General features: G+C 36.6%; 1 protein-coding gene. It reads right to left on the bottom strand.

Translation table 11 applies throughout. From position 1 onward, the window contains the following. A partial coding sequence (locus IU405_RS00795; protein WP_231749429.1) for a methylmalonyl-CoA mutase family protein occupies positions 1-476 on the bottom strand: 476 nt, incomplete at both ends.

Below are 476 nucleotides of genomic sequence, written 5' to 3'. Positions count from 1 at the left end.
GTAACCGAATCAAAAGCGGTAGAAAGTCGTTTTGCATCCATTCCTAAACTCACATAATGGAAACGTCTGTTGGTTCGTTCAGGCCCACCTTCGCCCGCAAACATTCTTGTAGGGTCTTCACCTGTCCGTTTAAACGGATACAAACCTGCAGTGAAAGGAAATTCTCCTGGAACATTTTCTTGTAAATTCCAGCGTAATAAATCGCCCCATGCTTGGTATTTTGGTAAAGCAACTTTAGGAATATCTGAGTGCGATAAAGACTTAGAATGAGTTTCGATATTGATTTCCTTATCTCGAACTTTAAACGTATAGATTGGATTTTTATAACGTTGCATTTTTTCTTCCCATCCAAAAATGATTTCCCAATTGAAAGGATTTAAATGCAGTTTTACTTTTTCGAATTGTGCTAATAATAATTTGATAAATGGAAGATTGTCATTCTGAACTTGTTTAAGAATCTCATCAGCATCTAACCC

Source organism: Polaribacter sp. BAL334 (assembly GCF_015767435.1).
Taxonomy (GTDB): domain Bacteria; phylum Bacteroidota; class Bacteroidia; order Flavobacteriales; family Flavobacteriaceae; genus Polaribacter.
This window is presented reverse-complemented; position numbering and strand designations above follow the sequence as displayed.